This is a genomic window from Streptomyces sp. SID10853 (assembly GCF_010548145.1).
Lineage (GTDB): Bacteria > Actinomycetota > Actinomycetes > Streptomycetales > Streptomycetaceae > Streptomyces.
In genome coordinates, this window is the sequence record NZ_JAAGLN010000368.1 from 1 (window position 1) to 4,526 (window position 4,526).

General features: G+C 70.4%; 3 protein-coding genes and 1 pseudogene. 1 reads left to right on the forward strand and 3 read right to left on the reverse strand.

The window, feature by feature from the left end:
• Positions 1-998: pseudogene (locus G3I19_RS34730) on the forward strand (hypothetical protein); the annotation flags it as partial.
• Between the two features lie 28 nt (positions 999-1,026).
• On the opposite strand, the gene G3I19_RS34735 reads toward G3I19_RS34730, so the two are convergent.
• From G3I19_RS34735 to G3I19_RS34745, 3 genes are read right to left on the reverse strand one after another with little or no spacing between them, the layout of a single operon-like run.
• Complete coding sequence (locus G3I19_RS34735; protein WP_203601014.1) at positions 1,027-1,935, reverse strand: carbohydrate ABC transporter permease; 909 nt, start codon at positions 1,933-1,935, stop codon at positions 1,027-1,029.
• Positions 1,936-1,947: 12 nt separating this feature from the next.
• Positions 1,948-2,907 carry a sugar ABC transporter permease gene (locus G3I19_RS34740; RefSeq protein WP_164267679.1) on the reverse strand — a complete coding sequence of 320 codons (960 nt, stop codon included), beginning with the start codon at positions 2,905-2,907 and terminating at the stop codon, positions 1,948-1,950.
• An 11-nt stretch (positions 2,908-2,918) separates the two neighbouring features.
• A complete protein-coding gene (locus G3I19_RS34745) occupies positions 2,919-4,259 on the reverse strand; it encodes an extracellular solute-binding protein (RefSeq protein WP_239075033.1) in 1,341 nt (446 codons plus the stop codon).
• Between the last annotated feature and the right edge of the window lie 267 nt (positions 4,260-4,526).

The window sequence follows — 4,526 nt, forward strand, 5'->3', positions numbered from 1 at the left end:
TGCCGCTCGACCTGCCCCGGGACGACGGCGGGCCCCGGGAGGACGGCGGGACCAGGCCGGCCGGGAGCGGTCTGCGGCTGCCGCGTTTCGGGTCCGCGCGCCGTGAGACGCTGTCGCGCCTGGAGCGGCTGCGCAGGCCACTGGCGTACAGCAGGCGGCTGACCCTGGCCGGTGCCTACCACTACAGCGGCCGGGCCACGACGACGATGGTGCTCGGCTCGCTGCTCGCCGCCGTGCGCGCCGAACCGGTCCTGGCCCTCGACGGCGCGGCGTCCGATGGGTCCCTCGACGCCTTCCTCACCGGGCGCAACGAGGCTGTCGTACGCGATCTGGCCGCCCTGGAGCCCACGGTGTCGTACGCGCAGATCCGCGCCCTGACCACACGGCTGCCCTCGGGGCTCGAAGTGGTGGCCCACCGAGGCGGCCACTTCAGCCAGAACCCGGCACACCCGCACGAGTACGCCAGGGTGCTGGCGCAGACCTCGCCGCACTACTCGTGTGTGCTGACCGACTGGTCACGGCTGCGCCTGGACCGGTCGGCCGGGGTGGTGCTCGACCTCACGGACCGGCTGATCCTCTGCTGCGGCACCGCCGACTGGTTCCTCGACGCGGCGGTGCGGACCCTCGACGAGCTGCGGGAGACCGGGCGCGAGCGGCTGGCGCGCGAGGCGGTCGTGGTGGCGGCCGAGGTCGCGGGGGCGTCCGGGCGTCGGCTGCCCCGCTCGTTCGCCGGACGGCTGGGCATCGACCCCGGCCAGGTGGTGCACATCCCCTTCGACGCGGCGCTGCAGTCGCCCGGCTGGGAGCTCGACCGGCTGCGGGCGGCCACCGTGAACGCGTACCTCCGGCTCGCGGAGCTGGTCCTGGACGCCGCGGGGCCCGACGGCCCGGCAGGAAGCGACGGCCCGGCAGATACCGACGGCCCGGCAGGAACCGACGATCCGTTGGGTACCGACGATCCGGCAGGCACCGACGGCCCCGCGGCCACGGCTCCTTGACACCGGTCGGCTCCTTGACACCGGTCTGCTACTTGATACCGGTCGTCGCCACGCCTTGCACGATGCGCCGCTGGAAGACCAGGAACACCGCGATCAGCGGCAGGAATCCGAGCACCGACGACGCCATGACCTCCGCATACTGGATGTTGCTGTTGTTGACCAGGGACGCCAGACCCACCGGGATCGTCTGCGACTTGGTCTGGTTCAGCACCAGCAGCGGCCACAGGAACGCGTTCCACGAGTTGATGAACGTCAGGATCGACACCGTGGAGATCGCCGGGCGGCAGATCGGCATACAGATGGTCCAGTAGACCCGCCACCAGCTCGCCCCGTCGATGCGCGCGGCCTCGATCAGCGGGACCGGGATGCCCTTGAAGAACGCCTGGAAGATGAAGACGGACACCGGTGCGGCCACCGACGGCAGGACCAGCGCCCAGTAGGTGCCGAGCAGGTGCAGCGAGCGGTACTCGATGAACTGCGGCAGCACCAGCGCCTCGGTCGGCAGCATCAGACCCGCGGTGACCAGGGCCAGGACCACGGTACGGCCGGGGAAGCGGAGGAAGGCCAGGGCGAAGCCCGCCATCGAGCAGAACGCCACGGTGAAGACCACCGCGAGGACCCCGATGACCAGGCTGTTCAGATACCAGGAGCCGATCGGATAGGTGTCCCAGGCGTACGCGTAGGCGTGCAGGGACCAGCCGCCGGCGAAGGGTGATGTCGGCTTCGCGGTGATCGAGCCGTCCGGGCGGAGCGAGGTGACGAGCGCCCACACGAACGGGACGAGCCAGATCAGCGCGAACAGGGTGAGACAGACGGCGCAGAGCCGGTTGAAGAGGTTCGCGCCGTTGACGCCGGGCGCCGAGGGCTCCGCGGGCTCGCCGGACGAGCCCTCCGCGCCGGCCGGCCGCGGCCGGGTGATGCCGGTGATGCTGCTCAAGATGTCCTCCGCTCAGGCCGCGGTGCGGGGCGCGGCCGGGGTCGCGGACCGGCGGCGCAGCGCGTACCAGGCTGACGAGATCGCGACGATGATGACGAAATAGACCATGGTGGCGGCGGCGCCGTAGCCGCCCCGGTAGGAGGTGAATCCGGTGTCGTAGATGTACTCGATGACCGGCCGCGTCGACTGGTCGGGGCCGCCGCTGAGGAGCAGATAGATCTGGTCGAAGACCTTCAGCGAGGCCAGGATCTGGAGGATCAGCACTAGCCCTGTGGTGGGCCGCAGCAGCGGCACGGTGATCAGCCGGATCTGCTGCCAGGGGCTCGCCCCGTCGATGGCGGCGGCCTCGTACACATCAGGCGGGACGTCCTGGATCGCGGCCGTGTACAGGACGAAGTTGAAGCCGAACGTCCACCACAGCGTCATCAGGATCACCGCGGTCCAGCCGCCCGACGTACTGCCGATGAAGTCGGGCACCGGCAGCCCGACCGCCCCGAACAGCTTCGGGAGCAGCCCGACCTCGGGGGTGTACATCCACAGGAAGATCAGGGCGACCACCGACGAGGGCACCACGTACGGCGCGAAGAACGCCAGCCGGTAGAAGACCCGGCCGCGCCTGATCCGGGACGCGAGGATCGCGAAGAGCAGCGCGAGCACCACCAGCAGCGGGGTGGTGATCAGGGTGAACAGCACCGAGTGCCACATGGCGTCCCAGAAGAGGGAGTCGCCCAGCACCTCGGTGTAGTTGGACACCCCCACCCAGTCGCCGAGGCCGTCCTTGACAGTGGTCGTGTTGAAGAAGCTCAGCACGATGCCCATCAGCAGCGGGCCGGCCAGGAACAGCAGATAGACGACCAGGAACGGGGTGCTCAGGAGCAGGCCCGCCCGCCGGTCGGAGCGGGGCGGCCGGTCGCGTGCCGTCGTCACGGGTGCTGGATCCCGGGCCGGCCGCGTCGAGGCGACGGTCGTCATGGAACTGCCTCCTACTTCATCGTGACCGGTGGTCGGGCTGTCGTGTAGCGCTTCAGATCCGCCCGCATGGCGGCGACGCCCTTCGTCGGCCCGAGCCGGCCTGCGAGTACCTCGATGACGGTCGCGCCCACGGTGCTCTGGAAGTCCGAACCGGCGCCCGTGTACCAGGCGACCGGGTCGTACTGGGCGTTGAACGCCGCCTGTACGTAGTTGCGCTGCGGGGACTGTCCGAGAAACGCCTTGCTGCGCTGGCTCGGGAGCCAGGCCGGCACATGGCCGCCGTGCGCCCAGGTGGCGCTGTTGTCGAGCAGGCTCTTGATGAACTGCGCGGCGTGCGCGGTCCTGGCGGCGGAGCGGTTCGGGTTGCGCGGGACGACGAGCGCGTGCGAGTCGGCGTACGCCACCGGCTTGGGGCCGAGCAGCGCGGGGAACGGCACCACGTTGAAGCGGAGTCCCTTGACGAGCCGGTACGAGGGGATCTGCCACTCGCCGTCGAAGAGGAAGCCCGACTTGCCGGTGCTGAACAGGGCGTTCGCGCCGGACCCGTTGAGGCTCTTCGGCATCAGGCCGGGCTCGGTCAGGCCCTGCATGAAGTCGAACGTCTCGCGCATCGCGTCCGCATCGATGTCGATCCTGGTGCCGGAGCCGGTGACGAGGGGGCCCGCGAGGCCCGAGTAGATCATGCTGAACCAGCGCCAGGCGGTGGACGGGTCGGCCGTGATGGACATGACGGCGCCGTACTGGGCGCCCGCCTCCTTCATCGCCTTCACCGCGTCGGTGAAGTCCGTCCTGCCCTTCATCGGCTTCAGCCCGTCACCCGCGGCGTTGAGCAGGCCGGCCTTCTTCGCCAGATCGGTGTTGTAGAAGAGCACGAACGGGTGGGTGTCCAGCGGCACCGCGTACGGTGTGCCGTTCACGGTGGCCTTCTGCCAGGCCGCGGGGGTGAACCGGTCCGGGGTGACGCCCAGTTCGGAGACGCCCGTCTCGACCACCGGCTCCAGCAGCCCGGCGGCGGCGAGCAGCGGCAGCCGGGACAGATGGGAGATGCCGACGTCGGGCGGGGTGCCGCTCGCCGTCGCCAGCGCGAGCTTCGTGTAGTACGGGTTCCCCCAGCCCAGGATGGTCGCCTCGACGGTCGTACCGGGGTGCTCCTTGCGGAAGGCGTTCTCCATCAGCGTCATGTTGGCGCCGTCGCCGCCGGTGAACAGATTCCAGAAGATGACGTCGGCGGTGTCGGGCTGCGAACCCGTCAGACCGGAGGCCAGCGGGGATGAGCACGCGGACAGCCCGCCGGCCAGGGCCAGGCCGCCGCCGAGAGCCAGGAAGCGCCGGCGCGCCATCGCTCCGCTCATGGGGGTATTCACCTCGTTCATTCGATTCGATGTGAACTCGATGGCGGAGACCTTGGCACACGCTTTGCATCGATGTAAATAGTCGGTGCCGGAGAGGTTTCGGTGGGGGAGGGGTTCGGTGGGGGAGAGGTCCGGTGCGGGAGGGCGGGGCGGTGCGCGGACGGGTGGTGGTGGAGTGGGGTGGGGCCGGGCGGTGTGGGCCGGGGCCGGGGCCGGGCGGTGTGGGCCGGGTGGGGCCTGGCGGTGTGGGCGGGGGCTGGGCGCGCG

Excerpts from the sequence above, each read along its gene's own strand:
- G3I19_RS34740 (WP_164267679.1), bottom strand. The coding sequence starts at position 2,907 with ATGACGACCGTCGCCTCGACGCGGCCGGCCCGGGATCCAGCACCCGTG.
- G3I19_RS34745 (WP_239075033.1), bottom strand. The coding sequence starts at position 4,259 with ATGAGCGGAGCGATGGCGCGCCGGCGCTTCCTGGCTCTCGGCGGCGGC.